At 61.0% G+C, this 14,792-nt stretch carries 14 protein-coding genes; 5 read left to right on the top strand and 9 right to left on the bottom strand.

What is annotated here, in order from left to right; translation table 11 throughout:
- Nucleotides 1-7: 7 nt before the first annotated feature.
- The 8 genes from AXG89_RS34945 to AXG89_RS34910 all read right to left on the bottom strand — a co-directional run bounded on the left by AXG89_RS34945 (nucleotide 8) and on the right by AXG89_RS34910 (nucleotide 7,852).
- A complete protein-coding gene (locus tag AXG89_RS34945) occupies nucleotides 8-766 on the bottom strand; it encodes a glutamine amidotransferase (RefSeq protein ID WP_075358047.1) in 759 nt (252 codons plus the stop codon).
- A gap of 89 nt (nucleotides 767-855) precedes the next feature.
- Entirely contained in the window at nucleotides 856-1,935 is a 1,080-nt protein-coding gene (locus tag AXG89_RS34940; RefSeq protein ID WP_075358046.1) for a phosphotriesterase family protein, read from the bottom strand.
- 3 nt (nucleotides 1,936-1,938) lie between these two features.
- Complete coding sequence (locus tag AXG89_RS34935; protein WP_075358045.1) at nucleotides 1,939-2,940, bottom strand: ABC transporter permease; 1,002 nt, start codon at nucleotides 2,938-2,940, stop codon at nucleotides 1,939-1,941.
- Between the two features lies 1 nt (nucleotide 2,941).
- Nucleotides 2,942-3,730, bottom strand: a complete 789-nt coding sequence (locus AXG89_RS34930; protein WP_075358044.1) for an ATP-binding cassette domain-containing protein — start codon at nucleotides 3,728-3,730, stop codon at nucleotides 2,942-2,944.
- Nucleotides 3,731-3,740: 10 nt separating this feature from the next.
- Nucleotides 3,741-4,685 (bottom strand): substrate-binding domain-containing protein, encoded by a 945-nt coding sequence (locus tag AXG89_RS34925; protein ID WP_062001494.1) that lies wholly within the window; start codon nucleotides 4,683-4,685, stop codon nucleotides 3,741-3,743.
- A 272-nt stretch (nucleotides 4,686-4,957) separates the two neighbouring features.
- Nucleotides 4,958-5,713, bottom strand: a complete 756-nt coding sequence (locus tag AXG89_RS34920) for an SDR family oxidoreductase (protein ID WP_075358043.1) — start codon at nucleotides 5,711-5,713, stop codon at nucleotides 4,958-4,960.
- Nucleotides 5,710-6,834: a Gfo/Idh/MocA family protein gene (locus AXG89_RS34915; protein ID WP_075358042.1), complete on the bottom strand. Its 1,125-nt coding sequence runs from the start codon at nucleotides 6,832-6,834 to the stop codon at nucleotides 5,710-5,712. Before AXG89_RS34915 ends, AXG89_RS34920 begins: the two co-directional genes overlap by 4 nt.
- Before the next feature lie 133 nt (nucleotides 6,835-6,967).
- Nucleotides 6,968-7,852, bottom strand: a complete 885-nt coding sequence (locus tag AXG89_RS34910; RefSeq protein ID WP_062002306.1) for a LysR substrate-binding domain-containing protein — start codon at nucleotides 7,850-7,852, stop codon at nucleotides 6,968-6,970.
- Nucleotides 7,853-8,072: 220 nt separating this feature from the next.
- Between AXG89_RS34910 and AXG89_RS34905 the strand changes: the two genes are divergently transcribed.
- From AXG89_RS34905 to AXG89_RS34895, 3 genes are read left to right on the top strand one after another with little or no spacing between them, the layout of a single operon-like run.
- Complete coding sequence (locus AXG89_RS34905; protein WP_075358041.1) at nucleotides 8,073-9,182, top strand: alkene reductase; 1,110 nt, start codon at nucleotides 8,073-8,075, stop codon at nucleotides 9,180-9,182.
- Between the two features lie 13 nt (nucleotides 9,183-9,195).
- Nucleotides 9,196-10,422 carry an MFS transporter gene (locus AXG89_RS34900; protein ID WP_075358040.1) on the top strand — a complete coding sequence of 409 codons (1,227 nt, stop codon included), beginning with the start codon at nucleotides 9,196-9,198 and terminating at the stop codon, nucleotides 10,420-10,422.
- Nucleotides 10,419-11,288, top strand: coding sequence for an aldo/keto reductase (locus tag AXG89_RS34895; protein WP_075358039.1), 870 nt, complete (start codon nucleotides 10,419-10,421; stop codon nucleotides 11,286-11,288). Before AXG89_RS34900 ends, AXG89_RS34895 begins: the two co-directional genes overlap by 4 nt.
- Here AXG89_RS34895 and AXG89_RS34890 read toward each other — a convergent pair.
- On the bottom strand, nucleotides 11,283-12,305 hold the full coding sequence (locus AXG89_RS34890; protein WP_075358038.1) for a LacI family DNA-binding transcriptional regulator: 1,023 nt from the start codon (nucleotides 12,303-12,305) through the stop codon (nucleotides 11,283-11,285). The two genes, AXG89_RS34895 and AXG89_RS34890, sit on opposite strands and share 6 nt — an antisense overlap.
- 442 nt (nucleotides 12,306-12,747) lie before the next feature.
- Between AXG89_RS34890 and AXG89_RS34885 the strand changes: the two genes are divergently transcribed.
- Together AXG89_RS34885 and AXG89_RS34880 are read left to right on the top strand one after the other, a co-directional pair.
- Nucleotides 12,748-13,728 (top strand): ABC transporter substrate-binding protein, encoded by a 981-nt coding sequence (locus tag AXG89_RS34885; RefSeq protein ID WP_075358037.1) that lies wholly within the window; start codon nucleotides 12,748-12,750, stop codon nucleotides 13,726-13,728.
- A 27-nt stretch (nucleotides 13,729-13,755) separates the two neighbouring features.
- Nucleotides 13,756-14,790, top strand: a complete 1,035-nt coding sequence (locus tag AXG89_RS34880; RefSeq protein ID WP_119024765.1) for an aromatic ring-hydroxylating oxygenase subunit alpha — start codon at nucleotides 13,756-13,758, stop codon at nucleotides 14,788-14,790.
- The last annotated feature ends 2 nt before the right edge of the window (nucleotides 14,791-14,792 follow it).

Here is a 14,792-nt window from a genome sequence, read left to right as displayed (position 1 = left end):
TAAACCGTTATCGTTCGCCCGCTGTCAGCCAGTCGAGGCAGTTGGTCCACAAGCGCGCGTTGCCCTCCCACGCGGAGAACGCAGGCGGCAACCAGTGACTCGACATGTCGCTGGTCCACGCGAGGGTACGGCCTCGTCCATATGTTCCCGCGACCAGCAACGGATGGCCCGTTTCGGGAACCGATGCAATCAACGTTGCGTCGGGCTTGACCTGCACTTCGTTGTAACCGAGCAAGTGCGGCCATTGCGTTCCGAGGCCTTCGACTATCGGATGCGAAGCGACGACGTCCGCGTTGAATCCTTCGGGAACCTCGACGCGGTCATCGTAGGGAAGGCACGTTACCGGCAGTACTTCTTCCACCGGCGTGTTGCGAAACCGCGCGCTGCCGTTGATACCCTGGAAGCTCAAATACCCGCCGATCATCATCAGCCCGCGCCCCGCCGCAACATAGTCGCGCAACAGCTTGAGGCGGTTCGGCGTGCGCTCGCTTTTGATCCACGTGTCGGGATGCAGCAGCAATGTATTTGCTCCGATATCCGAAAGAATGATCGCGTCGTAGGCAAGCAGGCCATCGAGCGTGGAGGGGAACATCTCCTGCGCTTCGTGGCTCGGCATGTGCGTGATCTTGAAGTCGCTGTCCTTGAAGATATCGAGGAAGATCGTCGCGCCGTTGTGATAGGTCGCAGTCGGGAACTGGTCAAAGCCCTTGACGTGCATCGACATGCTCGCCCAGCTCTCGCCGGCAAGCAGAACAGACTTGGTCATGCGTGTGCTCCTTGAACGCGCGGCTTGCCGTGTCGGCGGCTTGCGGCGCAGGTGGAACCGGTCCACATCGTATGGTTACAGGTTATCGATCAACTGCCTGAGAAAACCCGCGTCGGGTTGGTAATCATCATGGTTTCGATCTGCTCGTTCGAGACGCCGTGGCGCCGCAAGCGCGGCACGAAATACTTGAGGATGTAGCCATAGCCATGGCCGCCAAAACGCGTGAGCATGATCTTCATGAACACGTCCTGCGACATCAGGATCCGGTCGATGAACCCCGCATCGATCAACGCCTTGATTGCGCGTGCGTTCTCTTCGTCGGATGGCGATTGCGCGTTTTCATCGGCGTAGAAATACTCCATGCCGATCATGTCGTATTCGAGCCATGCGCCGCGTCTGGCCAGCGTGTGCTGATATTCGACGTCCATGTGACTCGGGTTCATGTGACACAGGACCGTGTGATTCAGGTCCGCGCCTTCTTCCTCCACGATGTCCAGCACGCGGTGCCCGTGCCGCACCCATCCAGGAAGATGCACGGACAAGGGCACGTGCGTCGCGGCGCTCGCACGCGCGGCGGCGCGCAGCGACTTTTCCTCGTTGGCGGTAAACGCCGCCGATACACCAATCTCGCCGATCATGCCGGCGAGCACATCGGGCTTTTCATCTGCGCCGCCGACATCGAAGATCAGTTGTGCGGCGAGTTCATCGATGGACTTGTGCTTCACATAATCCGGATGCGAAGGCTCGAGATAAAACCCCGTCGACATCACGATGTTCAACCCCGTGCGCCGTGCGATCCGTTGCAGCGCGGCGGGGTCTCGCCCCAGTCCGAGATTGGTCGGGTCGATCACCGTCTCGCCGCCCAGCTCGCGAAAGCGCATGAGTTCTTCGACGGCGACATCGGCATCGAAGAGCTGGCAGTTGTCGCGGTTCATCAGCGGGTTCATGCGCAGCGCGCCCAGAATGCCGATGTGCACTTTCTGCTCACCGATGAACCTGTCGCCGCAACAAGCCGGCGGCACCCATTTGCCCGATGCATCCAGCAAGATGTGCTCATGCATGAGCGTCACGCCCATCTGCGAAACGGGGATGGGGCCAAGCACCGTCATCACCTGAGCGCTGCGTGTGCCTATCTTCAACGATGCATCGTGGCGAAAGATCGAACTCATCGCTTAAGCCTTCTTGCGCCGCTGCGGCGAGAAAATCCGCGTATTGAGCCAGATGGCGAGCAGCATGATCGCGCCTTGAATGATCTGCGTATAGAACGGCGACACGTTGATGAGGATCAGTCCGTTGCCGAGCACCGCAATGGTCAGCGCGCCGAGCACCGTGCCGAGGATCGTGCCTCGACCGCCGAAGAGATCGGTGCTTCCAAGCACGACGGCGGCGATCACCGCGAGCTCGAACCCTACGCCCTGGTTCGATGAACCGCTTCCCAGCCGCGCCGTGGTGATGAGGCCGGCAAGACCCGCCGCCGCGCCGCTCAACACGTAGACCTTCATGATGACGCTGCGCACGTTGACGCCTGCGCGCCGCACACCTTCGGCATTCGTGCCAATGCCCGTCACATACCGTCCGAAGCGCGTATGCCGGAGCGTGACGAAGCCTGCAAGCAAGGTCACGATAGCGATCACCGCCGGTGTTGGCATGCCGAGGATCCGGCCGCGTCCGAGTTCGACGAACCAGCCGTCGTTTTCGATCGGTATGGAAAAGCCCTGGGTGATGAGCAATGCAATGCCGCGTACTACAGACAACGTTCCCAGCGTCACGATAAACGCGGGCATCCCTGCGAACGCAATGAAATAACCGTTGATTGCGCCGATGATCGCGCCGAGCGAAAGACCGCCGATCAGCACGACGATTCCCGGCACGCCCGCGCGCAACGCAATCGCCGAGACTGCGCCGACCAGCGCAAGCGTGGACCCTATCGACAAATCGATGCCGCCCGTCGTGATGACGAGTGTCATTGTCGTGGCGACGATCAGCAGCGGTGCGCTTTGACGGAGCACGTTGAGCAGGTTGCCGGTCGTGAGAAAGGTGCTCGTGGTGAACGTGAAGGCGAGGGCGCAGACAATGAAAAACGCGGCGATACTCGCCACGCCCGCGTTGCGGCCGAGCATATGTTTGAGCGGCAGGCGCGGCGCCTTGGACTTGTCGTGCATGGCGAGTTCCATGTCAATTCTCCGCAAGCGCACGAGCCGAGCGCGCACTGAACTTGTGGCCGACGATCAGATCGACGATCTCTTCCAGATTCGTTTCGCCGATCTTCCGGTCCGCCACGTTCTGCCCTTCGTACATCACGCTGATGCGGTCGCACACCAGAAACAGATCCTGCAAGCGATGGCTGATCAGGATCACGCTCACGCCGCGCTCGCTGATCGTGCGCACGAGGTCGAGCACCGCTTCCACTTCGGCGACCGCGAGCGCGGCGGTGGGTTCGTCCATGATCAGCACTTTCGGATCGAACGATACCGCCCGCGAAATCGCGATGGCCTGGCGCTGGCCGCCGGACAGGTTCTCGACGTCGAGCTTCGTGCTGGGAATGCGGATGCCGAGGTTGTTCAGCATGTCGCGCGCTTCGCGATGCATCTTGCGATGATCGAGCACGGAGACGCCGCAGACGCGTCGCATGGGTTCGCGGCCGAGAAAGAGATTGCCGGCGACATCGACGGTATTGCACAGCGACAGGTCCTGGTAAACCATTTCGATGTGATGCGCGCGGGCGTCGCCGGGATCGGTGAAATGAACCGGCTTGCCGTCGATCTCGATGCTGCCGCTGTCCGGAACCACCGCGCCCGACAACACCTTCGACACCGTCGACTTGCCCGCGCCGTTGTCGCCCACGAGGCCGAGCACTTCGCCCGGCATGACGTGGAGGTTCACGCCGCGCAACGACTGCACGGCGCCGTAGCTCTTGATGATGTTTTCCATGCGTACGCGTGGAATGGCGGCATCGTTTTGCATCGGCTTCTCCTTACTTGAAAACGGCCCGGTACTTGCCGACGTTTGCCTTCGTCACGATCGTCACCGGCACCGAGATGTTCTTCTCGACCGGCTGCTTGGCGATGAGCTTGAGCGCAGAGTTCACGGCTACGCGGCCTTCGCTTTCCGGGTCCTGCTGCACGACCGCCGCCACGAAGCCTGCATCGATGCCCTTGATGGCCTGCGCGCTCAGATCCCATCCGACAATCTTCACGCGGCCCGTTGCATCTTGCGCCGAAGTTGCCGCGACGAGTCCGATCAAGGCGGGTTCACCGGTTGCATAGACGATCTGCAGATTCGGGTTGGCGGAGATGAGGTTTTCTGCTGCGGTCTGGGCTTGGTCCTGCACGTTCTGCCCATCGACGGTGGAGACGATCTTTGCGCCCGGTACCGTCGCGATACCCGCCTTGAAGCCATCCAGCCGCACGTTCTGAATGAAGGAATTCAGGGCGCCCACCACGCCGATGCTCGCCTTCCCGCCAAGATTCGTCTTGATGTAATTCGCCGTGTACTTACCGATGTCCTCGCCGACCTTCTTGTTGTCGACACCCACTTGCACCGCGTTATCGCCATCGACGATTGCGTCGATGGTTACCACCGGAATGCCCGCTTTCTTGGCTTCGGTGATCGCGGGCTTGATCCCGTTCACGTCGATGGCGACGACCAGGATCGCATCGACCTTTTGCTGGATATACGTTTCGATGGCGCTGTTCTGCGCGCTCGGGTCGTTGTTCGAATTGAAGATGGCGAGCTCGACGCCCGCGGCTTTCGCGGCGGCTTGCGCGCCCTGGTCCATCTGCGTAAAAAAGAGCGCCTCCTGATTGATCTGCACCATGGCGATCTTCTTGCCCGCGGCCAGTGCCGCGCCCGCGAAAGCGAGCAGGGACGCGCCAAGCAACACGGCGGTCATGCGGCGGAAATGCAATGCAGCGCTCATCGGAATCCCTTTCCTGGTTGGTCCGGCCGTTTTGTACGGTCATTGAAAGCCGCGCGGCCGGTAAATTGAAGGAAGACTTCGTGGGCGCAACCGACATTGCGCCGCCCGCTTGTAAACCGGTTTATAAAAATTAAACCGCGAGTATTGGGCTGTCAATCTTTTCAAAAAAAGATAGGGGAAAGTACGAGGGAGTGCAGGGAGAGAAGTAAAGCTTAGTGCTCGAGCCGCTGGGGCGCAGTTGGCTCCAGCCGGCTCATATGCGCGGAGGAAGGTTATCCGCCCATTGTTGCCATCATCTGGGAATTGAAGCCGTTGACGAAATCGTGCTCGCCCGGTCCGGGGTTCGCGCGCATCGGCCTGGCTGCTGCCACCAGAATCTCGTCCGCCCCGCTACCGAGCGCCTTGATCGTCTCATCGATAAACTGATCGAGCGGCATCGCCATCTCGGCTTCCTGGCTGTTCATGAGTTCGGTGCGCACCCACGGCGGCGCGATTTCGAGAACGCGGACCGACGTGTCCTTCAGCATGAAACGTTGTGACAGTGCGTACGAGTGCAGCGCCGCCTTGGTCGACGAGTAGACCGCCGTAAGCGCCAACGGCACGAACGCGAGCACCGAGCTGGTGTACGCGACAATTGCGTCGTTGCGGGTCTTCAGGTGTTCGATCAGCGCGGAGGTCATCCGGATCGGACCGATCAGATTGGTCGTGACGATGGACACCATCTGGGCGTCGTCGATCTTGCCGGCGACTGCATCGGCCTGCATGATGCCCGCGTTGTTGATCAGCACATTGAGCTCGGGGTGATCGACGATCAGCTTTGCTGCCACGTGTTCGATGCTCGCTGGATCGGAGATGTCGAGCTCAACGGCCTTCATGCCCGGATTGGCTGCGATCACGGCGTCGAGATGGTTGCGTCGCCGGCCTGCAATGATTACCTGGTTGCCGAGTTTGTGCAGCGCTTCAGCGAGGCCCCGGCCGATGCCCGAACCGCCGCCGGTGATGAAGATCGTATTGCCTGTGAGTTTCATGATGCGTCCTTTATGGAATGACTGAACGACAACTCGACCCTTTTGCCTGAACGATCCGATTCCTTGATCTGTTCCATCAACTCATGCATCCGGATTGCGTCCGCGAATGAAGGTGCGAGCGTCGAACCGGTCTTGACATCGCGAGCGTGGGCCGCATAGAGGCTCGCCAGCTCCACGACACTGCCGCCCAGTTCGCCCTCTTCCAGCCATTCGTATTCGGACGGAACCGTAAGCACGGTCATTGGCTGGCTGTCGCCTCGTGCGATTTCGATACGGTTGAACGTGTCGCCGAAGCTCGACGTGTTCGTGATCTTCAGGTCGCCCTTGCTGCCCGTAATGTCGAGCTGAACGCCGTAGTTGTTGCGTTTGCCTGCCTCGAGATGAACGCTCAGCACGGCGCCGTTTGCGAACGTTCCCGCGAGAACGACCTGGTCTGCATTTGTATGCGGCAATGTTTCGCCCGTTTCCAACAGCGTGACTTCCTTGAACTGATTGACTGTGAGCGCGGACAGGCTTTGCGGGAAACCGGTCATCGTCGTGAAGAAGGCGTCCAGGAAATGACCGCCATAGATTGAGAGGAGGCTCGAAAAGTTTTTCTCGGGGATGGTGTAGTAAAGCGAAGCAGGGCGTTCACGCTGGAAATATTCCACGCTGACATGCAGGCGCACGGAACGGATATCGCCTATATCGCCGTGGTCCAGCAAATCGCCCACGTAGCGATATCCCGGATTCAACCGCCGCTGCAGGCCGACGATCGTGCGCACGCCCGCTTTGTCGGCCAGTGCAAGCAGCTCCTTCGACAAAGCCGTGTCGGGCGTCAACGGCCACTCGCAGTACACGTCCTTGCCTGCCGCGATCGCGGCGCGAATACCTTCTTCGTGCTGGAACGCCGGCGTCAGCACGAGCACCAGATCGACTTCCGGATTCGATACCAGCTCCTGCACCGACGATGCCGCGTATTTGAAGCCGTGCCGTTCCACGAGGCTCGATGCCTTGTCGGCGCTGCGGCTGTACACGGCCGTCAGTTCGTAATCGGGCAACCGCTTGAGCGACGGCAAATGCCCGTATTCCGACCAATGGCCAAGGCCGATGACACCGACGCCAATCTTTTTATCGTTCACGAGAAACTCCTGCGTTAGGCTGCGCAGACGACTGCGCGGCGACAGGAGGCATCGTAGGAGTGACGGGATTAAAGATAAACGGGCTGCGATTCCGAACATTGCGGACATCGATGTCCGAAACGTATTGAGCGCACTAGATCTTCAGGTTCTGACTGATGTAGTCGATGAACACGCGCAGCTTGGGCGACGCATAGCGGCTCGCCGGCCAGAGAATCCAGAAGGTTACGGTCTGGTTGATGTAATCGTCGAGCACGACTTGCAGTGCGCCGCTGGCAAGCGCATCGCGAACGAGGAAGGTTGGCAGGAACGCCAGACCTTTGTCCTGCAGCGCAAGAAACCCCAGGACTTCGATCGTGTTGCTGACGAAAGTTTGCGGCAGCTCTGGATCCGCCTCCGATGCCGCAAGCTGGAACGGCCAGCGTTCGAGCCTGCCTGTAGCCGGGAATTTGTGCAGCAGGCAAGCGTGATGAACGAGTTCCGACGGATGTGAAGGCGTGCCCCGTTCCCGGAGATAACCGGGCGAGGCGACCAGTACCTGCCCGCAGGAACCGAGACGGCGCGATACCAGCCGCGAGTCATGTTGTGCGCCCGTGCGAATCACGGTGTCGAAGCCTTCTTCAACCACATCGACCATTCGATCGGACAAGTCCACATCGATTTCGATGTCCGGGTACTGCGCCATGAAGCCATCGAGCGCCGGCATGATGAGCCCGGACAACTGCGGCGTGCTGATCCGCAGGCGGCCGCGCGGGCTGCCGGCGGCGTCGGACAGTTCGGCTTCAGCGGCTTCCACCTCGCCGAGAATACGCCGGCATCGCTCGAGGAACAGCGTGCCTTCGGCGGTTAGCGTGATGCTGCGCGTGCTGCGATGAAAAAGCCGCACGCCCAGGCGTTCTTCCATTCGCGCGATGCTCTTGCCAACCGCCGACGACGATAAACCGAGCTGCCGCCCCGTTTCCGTGAAGCTGCGGGTGTCTGCGACCTGTACGAACATCGAAATGCCGCCAAGGCTGTCCATGATTGTGTCCCGGGAGAAGTTCGCAGATTTTCCGTCCGCCACGCGGCGCATTTGCGCCTGGCCGGTCACGACCGTGCAAATGCGATTAAGGACTTTTCTGTCCAATATATTCGGAACCTTAGCCCATTTTTCTTCTTTTGAATCGTTCCTACACTCTCATCCAAGGTCGAAGCACCCGCTGCCGGTCAATATCGGCAGCCCACCAAATCTGGAGAGAGTCATGTCTAAACTTCATTCCGCCGTCAAAGTGGGTCCCCTGGAATTTTCGCATCGTGTCGTGCTTGCGCCGCTTACCCGCATGCGTGCCGAGGAAGGCGCAAGACCCGGTCCGTTGATGGCCGAGTACTACACCCAGCGCGCCTCGAAGGGCGGTTTCCTGATCAGCGAAGCTACCATTGCCGCGCCCAACGGCAACGGTTATCTGGGCGCGCCCGGTTTGTACGACGACAGCCAGATCGCCGGCTGGAAGCACATCACCGATGCCGTGCATGCCAAAGGCGCCCACATGTTCCTGCAGCTCTATCACGCGGGACGGCAGTCGAACAGCCAGTTGCAGCCGGATGGCGCCCAGCCGGTCGCACCTTCCGAGGTGCTGCACGGCGGCGTGGCTTATACCGAAGCTGGCTGGATTCCGAATACCCCGAGCCGTGCGCTGACGGTGCCCGAAATCGCCGGGCTGGTCGAGAGCTTCCGTACCGCCGCTTTGCGCGGCAAAGAGGCGGGTTTCGATGGCGTCGAGTTGCACGCGGCGAACGGCTATCTGTTCGATCAGTTCTTGCAGGACGGCAGTAACAAGCGCACGGACATCTATGGCGGTTCGTTCGAAAACCGCGCCCGCTTCCTGATGGAAGTCACGCGTGCGGTCATCTCGGTCTGGGGCAGCGACCGCGTGGCCGTGCGCCTTGGACCGAGCGGCACATGGGGCGATATGTCCGACAGCAACCCGGAAGGCCTCTTTACTTACGTTGCAGAGGAACTGGCCAAGCTGAACCTCGCTTATATCCATCTGATCGAGCCGCGTGTGCTTGGCAATGTCGATGACGACAGCAAGGACCCGAACCCCGTCGCTGCACAGCTTATCCGCAAGCACTACAAGGGCGTGATCATCGCGGCAGGCGGCTTCAAGGCCGGAACAGCGGAAGCCGTGATTCAGGCGGGCGACGCGGACCTCGTGGCGTTTGGCCGTGATTTCATCGCGAATCCGGATCTGCCCGAACGCCTGCGTCTTGAGTTGCCGCTCAATCCATATGATCGTCCCACGTTCTTTGGCGGCACGGAGGTCGGTTATACCGACTATCCGTTCCATAGCGGCGAAGCCGTGGCCGCATGACCGGGAGCCGAACGTGAACTCTTCATCCTCGTCTTCCCCGTCCCTTGCGCCGCTCTACTGGCTCGCGCTGGGTACGTTTGCAGTCGGCACCGAGAGCTTCATGATCGCCGGGCTGTTGCCCGACATGGCTGCCGACCTGCACACGAGCATCGTTGCGACGGGGCAGCTTGTCACGGTGTTTGCGCTTGCCTACGCGTTCAGTTCGCCCGTGCTGACGGCGCTGACCGGCGCGTTTCATCGGCGCACGCTGATGATTGCGGCGCTCTCGGCATTCGCTGTGGCGAACGTCCTCGCCTGGGGCGCGCAGAATTACTGGGAGCTGATGGCGGCGCGCATCGTGCTCGCAACCGCCGCGGGCCTGTACGTGCCCGGCGCCAACGCGCTGGCGGGCGCGATCGCCGGACCGGATCGGCGCGGCACGGCGCTCGCAATCGTGAATGGCGGAATCACGATTGCCGTGGCGTTCGGCGTGCCGTTGGGCGCGGTGATTGGTGACCGGCTCGGCTGGCGCATGACGTTCGCGGGCGTCGCGGCGCTTTCCGCTGCCGCGAGCGCCGGGCTGTTGTTCGGACTGCCGCGTTCAATCGGCGCAGGATTGCCGACGGCTACCTTGCGTGAACGTATCGATACCGCGCGCCAACCCGTGGTCCTGATGACCTTGCTCGTCACCACGCTGTGGGCCACGGGCGCCTATACGATCTATACGTATCTCGCGCTCTTTATTGCCAGGACGACGCAGCTGCATGGCGCGCAGATCGGGTACGTGCTCTTCACATGGGGCGTCGCGGCGGCGGTAGGGGTGTTTATCGGCGGGAAGGCGGTGGATCGGCTCGGCTCGCGGCGCGTGATCATTCCTTGTCTGACGGTATCGATTTTCGCTTTCGCGCTGATGTCGGCGAGTGCGCACTGGTTGCCCGCTTCGCTTGCGCTGGTTCCCGTGCTCGTGGGTGTGGTGGCGTGGGGAATCGCGCACTGGTGCTTCTATCCGGCGCAGCAGGCGGGACTGATTGGCATCGCCGGATTGCGCGGCACGCCGATCGCTTTGTCGCTGAATGCTTCGTTCATGTACCTTGGTTTCTCGCTTGGCGCTGCGCTCGGTTCACTCACCTTGAGTGTCGCGTCCGTGAGCGACCTCGGCTGGGTCGCCGCGTTATGCGAGGTAGGGGCGCTGGTGCTGACCGTGAGTATCGGCCGGCCTGTGGTCAAAGTCCGGTGCGCATCGACCGCCTGCCCCGCATGACCATTCTTCGCTCGACGTTCAGGATTGGTGGGGAAACCGAGGTCCGGCGACTCGGTTTCGGCGCCATGCGCATTACCGGTCCGGGCGTCTGGGGCATGCCCGCCGATCACGCTGAAGCTATCCGCGTATTGCAGCGTCTGCCGGAACTCGGGGTGGATTTCATCGATACTGCCGATTCATACGGGCCCGGTATTTCAGAGGAACTGATCCGCGAAGCGCTGCATCCGTATGACGCCCGGTTGCTCGTCGCGACGAAGGCCGGTCTCGTGCGCTCGGGGCCCGGCCGATGGGAATCGCATGGCCGCCCCGAGTATCTGATCGAGCAGGCTCATGGCAGCTTGCGGAGATTGGGTGTCGAACAGATTGGTTTATGGCAGTTGCATCGGATCGATCCCGCCGTGCCGCGCGATGAACAGTTTGGGGCGGTAAAGCACCTCATCGATACCGGCGTGATCCGCCACGCAGGCCTGAGCGAAGTCTGCGTGCCTGACATCAAGGCCGCGTCCAAATACTTCAAGGTAGCAACGGTGCAGAACCGCTTCAACCTGGGCGATCGCAGGAGTGAAGACGTGCTGGATTACTGCACGGCGCATGGCATCGGCTTCATTCCGTGGTACCCGTTGGCGGCCGGGGAACTGACCCGGCCGGGGTCGCTGCTCGATATCATCGCCCGTCGTCATGACGCTCGCGTCGGCCAGATTGCGCTTGCATGGCTACTGCAGCGCAGTCCGGTCATGCTGCCGATACCGGGAACCTCCAGGCTCGCACATCTCGTCGAGAATGTGGCCTCCAGCGCGATCACGCTTTCCGATCACGAGTTCTGCGAACTCGATCGCGCAACCGCGGGACGCGGGCACGAGTCATGACCCGGCGCGCGGCGGCGCAACCGACGCGCGTTCGATCAGGCGCACCGGCAGGCGATGTATGGCAGGGTCGGACGTCACGTTGCCCGTGAGCATCGATACCAGCAGCGCCACGCTCGTTCGCCCGAGTTCGGCGGCCGACTGGCGCACCGTGGTGATGGCGGGCATGAGGAGGTTGGCGAACTCCATGTCGTCGAATCCGACTATCGACATGTAGTCCGGCACGCTCAGCGCGCGTTCGCGCAGCGCATCGAGCACGCCGACCGCAATGTAGTCGCTGGTCGCGAACAGCGCGGTCGGTGGCTTTGCGCTCGTGACGAGTTTCGTGCCGATTTCGCGCCCGAAGGCGCGACCGTACGAGCCGAAGTGGACGAGCTTCGGATCGAAGCGGACCTGTGCTTCGGCGAGTGCGCGCTTGTAACCCGCGAGCCGTTCCTGCACCGTGAAGAGCGCTTCGGGACCGGTCACGTGCGCGATCCGCTTGTGGCCGGCATCGAGCAGATGGCGGGTGGCCTGATAACCGCCCTCGATGTTATCGACGAAAACACGCGGCACGTCCGCGCCCGGCACGTCCTCGTCCACCAGCACGATGTTAGCGCGCTCGCCCATGAGCTTTCGCAATGACCCATCGTCCGGTCGGTTCGTCGCGAAGATCAGGCCGTCGAGATGACGCGTGTCGAGCCAGCTCAAATAAAGCGCCTCGCGTTCGAGCTTGTTGCGCGTGATGCAGAGCGCGAGGCCATAACCGCTGGCTGAGGCGGCTTCCTCGACGGCGTCGGCAAGTTCGGCGAAGAATGGATTGGCGACTTCCGGCATGGCGAGGCCGATGGTCTCGCTGCTTCCAAGGCTGAGCCGCCGGGCGAGACTGTTCTGGCGATAGTTGAGCGCGAGCACGGCGTCATCGACGCGTTTGGCCGTGTCAGGCGGCAGCACGAGGCTGCCGTTCAGGTAGCGCGAGACGGTCGCTTTCGACACATCCGCCAGTTCGGCAACATCGCGAATGGTAGAGACTTTTGCCACTTGGGGTTTCCACGCAGGTTGGGCGCCGGGTTCGGGCGTAGTGTAACGCGGGGATTTGCATGAGCGTTCGCTGGTTAATAATGGCCGGGCACTTCGGCGGTGCGAGCGTGCATCGCGCGGGTGCGGTGTGCACGCCGGCATCGCTTGTCAGCGACGTTCGGGCCTTATAAAATCATTGGCATAAAATTCGCTTAGAAACATTGCAGAGTAGAAGCGGCTAGTGTCTGGTGTATTCGCAGTAACCAGCATGGGGCATTGCTCTTGGGGCGCATCGCGCGCCCACGTCGACCAGCGTCGGCGTTTGAACGGGATCGTCCGATCTCGCTCAACGAGGAGCGTGCGTGTAGTTGCCCCACCATCTCCCTGTTGTGCGTATCGGCAATCCGGAACACGTTCAGGCGTTGTAGCTGGCTCCCCACGTTCACTCGCGGAGTCAAAAAACATGCGTGTTCTACGTCGCTTCTTTCATCTTTCAGTGCTTGTTTTAAGCGTTATTCTTGTTTCCCCTGTTCACGCCGCCGATTCCGTCACCGTGCTCACAAGCTGGTACGCGCAAGCCGAGCACGGCGGTTTTTATCAGGCGCTGGCTACCGGGCTTTACAAACAGGCCGGCCTCGATGTCACGATCAAGATGGGCGGTCCGCAAGTGAACGGCATGCAATTGCTCGTTGGCGGACAGGCGGATTTCATCCTTGGCTATGACTTCCAGGTCCTGTCCAGCGTGGAGGCGGGGATTCCAGTCACGACCGTGGCGGCATCGTTTCAATTCGATCCGCAGGGCATGCTCGTTCACGATGATGTGAAGAACCTCGCCGATCTGAAGGGCAAGACGATCCTGGTCGCGGGCGCGGGCAGGACAAGCTGGTGGCCGTGGCTCAAGTCCAGATACGGATATACCGACAGCCAGACGCGCCCTTACACGTTCAACCTGCAACCGTTCTTTGTAGATCCGAATGTCGCGATGCAGGCGTATCCGTCATCGGAGACATTCCAGGCGGATCAGGCGCACGTGAAGACCCACTTCTTCCTCTTTGCCGACGACGGTTATCCGCCCTACAACACGACCATCGTCGGCTTGCGCAAGACGCTCGCCGACCGGCCCGACGTGACTGCGCGTTTCGTGAAGGCATCGATGGAAGGCTGGAAAAGTTACCTCGCCAATCCGGCTCCGGGCAACGCGCTGATCAAGAAGGACAACCCCGAGATGACCGATGCGCAGCTCGCGTTCGGCGTGGCGCAACTGAAGAAACTCAAGCTCGTGACAGGGGGCGACGCAGGCACGCTCGGCATAGGCGCGATGACCGATGCCCGCTGGAAGAAGACCTACGACTACATGGTCGGCGCGAAGCTTCTCAAGGCCAGTACCGACTACAAGAGCGCCTACACGCTGCAGTACATCCAGACCGCCAAGGTCATGCCGTAAGCGGCGCTGATAAAAAGGAATCGAATCATGCTGGTTACACGTCAAAAAGTCCTGCGCCGCTTCTGGTACGCAATCATGCCCGTGTCGGATCTCGACGATGGCCCCAAGCCGTTCACGCTGCTGGGCGTCGGCATCGTGCTGTGGAAGGGCGCGGGCGGCAAACCTCACGCGTTGCGCGACCGGTGCTGTCATAGAACCGCCAAGCTCTCGAAAGGCTTCGTTGACGGCGATGGCAACATCGCGTGCGGTTATCACGGATGGACCTACGACTGCACGGGGCAATGCGTGAAGATCCCGCAGAACGCGGGCGGCGAGATTCCGTCGCGGGCGATCGTGGAGTCGTTCAGGTGCGAGGAGCGTTACGGTTACGCGTGGGTTGCGCTCGAAGAGCCGCTGCAACCCATTCCCGAGTTTCCGGAGGAGTTCACGCCGGGCTACAGACGCATCATGCAATTCTACGAGCAGTGGAACACGAGCCCGCTGCGCATGATGGAAAACTCTTTCGACAATTCGCATTTCAGCTTCGTGCATAAATCGAACTTCGGTCTTTTCAATAGTCCGCAACCGTCGAAGTATGAATTTCGCCCCAACGAATGGGGCTTCGAAGCGGAAACGCATGTGCCCATTCGCAATCCGCAGGCGAGTTTCCGCATCACGGGCACGACCGACGACGTCACCGAACGCCACCTCGTGAACCGGTGGTTCATGCCGTTTTCGCGGCGCTTCGGCTGCATGTATCCGGCAAGCGGCGTGCATCACATCATCTACAACTGCGCGACGCCTATCGACGATAAAACCATGATGCTCGTGCAATGGCTCTACCGCAACGACAGCGAGGAGGCGTGCTCGACACAGGAGCTGATCGACTGGGATCGTCCCATCACCGACGAAGACCGCGAGATTCTCGAGGCAACTGACTATGACGCGTGTACCGACATACGTCGTCAACAGGAGTGCCACATGGCGTCGGATCAACCTGGTCTGCTGATGCGCCGGATGTTGCTTAAGCTGCTCGAAGAGCACGGCGAGCGCGAAGTGTTTCGCATTGCAACGGAGGAGTGAAG

This window comes from Burkholderia sp. PAMC 26561 (genome assembly GCF_001557535.2).
In the GTDB taxonomy this organism is placed as follows: domain Bacteria; phylum Pseudomonadota; class Gammaproteobacteria; order Burkholderiales; family Burkholderiaceae; genus Caballeronia.
This window is presented reverse-complemented; position numbering and strand designations above follow the sequence as displayed.

Bases quoted from the DNA above. Each gene is read 5' to 3' on its own strand.
- AXG89_RS34945 (WP_075358047.1), bottom strand. From the start codon at position 766: ATGACCAAGTCTGTTCTGCTTGCCGGCGAGAGCTGGGCGAGCATGTCG.
- AXG89_RS34940 (WP_075358046.1), bottom strand. From the start codon at position 1,935: ATGAGTTCGATCTTTCGCCACGATGCATCGTTGAAGATAGGCACACGC.
- AXG89_RS34935 (WP_075358045.1), bottom strand. From the start codon at position 2,940: ATGGAACTCGCCATGCACGACAAGTCCAAGGCGCCGCGCCTGCCGCTC.
- AXG89_RS34930 (WP_075358044.1), bottom strand. From the start codon at position 3,730: ATGCAAAACGATGCCGCCATTCCACGCGTACGCATGGAAAACATCATC.
- AXG89_RS34925 (WP_062001494.1), bottom strand. From the start codon at position 4,685: ATGAGCGCTGCATTGCATTTCCGCCGCATGACCGCCGTGTTGCTTGGC.
- AXG89_RS34920 (WP_075358043.1), bottom strand. From the start codon at position 5,713: ATGAAACTCACAGGCAATACGATCTTCATCACCGGCGGCGGTTCGGGC.
- AXG89_RS34910 (WP_062002306.1), bottom strand. From the start codon at position 7,852: ATGGACAGCCTTGGCGGCATTTCGATGTTCGTACAGGTCGCAGACACC.
- AXG89_RS34905 (WP_075358041.1), top strand. From the start codon at position 8,073: ATGTCTAAACTTCATTCCGCCGTCAAAGTGGGTCCCCTGGAATTTTCG.
- AXG89_RS34895 (WP_075358039.1), top strand. From the start codon at position 10,419: ATGACCATTCTTCGCTCGACGTTCAGGATTGGTGGGGAAACCGAGGTC.
- AXG89_RS34885 (WP_075358037.1), top strand. From the start codon at position 12,748: ATGCGTGTTCTACGTCGCTTCTTTCATCTTTCAGTGCTTGTTTTAAGC.
- AXG89_RS34880 (WP_119024765.1), top strand. From the start codon at position 13,756: ATGCTGGTTACACGTCAAAAAGTCCTGCGCCGCTTCTGGTACGCAATC.